Origin of the sequence: Alkalihalophilus lindianensis, from assembly GCF_032843265.1 — a bacterium.
GTDB classification, from domain to species: domain Bacteria; phylum Bacillota; class Bacilli; order Bacillales; family Bacillaceae_D; genus Alkalihalophilus; species Alkalihalophilus lindianensis.
The window spans coordinates 1-245 of the sequence record NZ_JAWJBA010000837.1; the positions used below are offsets into that span (position 1 = coordinate 1).

Here is a 245-nt window from a genome sequence, read left to right on the forward strand (position 1 = left end):
GCCGCCTGTGAGGCGGCCAGTTGTTGTTGGTAGCGCGGGTGGCTCAGAAAACTGATGTCACCCGGCCCCGCAAACTCCAGTGGCGCTATGCGGTGGATGGGGGTGTCATTTGCACCGCCCTCCAGCGAGCCCCCCAGCACATCAACGATGTGCCCCAGTAGCAAGCTCACGCCACCACCTGCTGCGTCCAACTATTTGGCCGCATTCAAAGCCTTGATCACCTTGTCGGTGATGTCGTGCTTGGG

1 protein-coding gene is annotated in these 245 nt (G+C 61.2%); it reads right to left on the reverse strand.

The features are described 5' to 3' along the window. The coding region (locus RYX56_RS26775; protein WP_500660696.1) for an LpxD N-terminal domain-containing protein at positions 1-170 on the reverse strand (170 nt) is incomplete at its 3' end. Between the last annotated feature and the right edge of the window lie 75 nt (positions 171-245).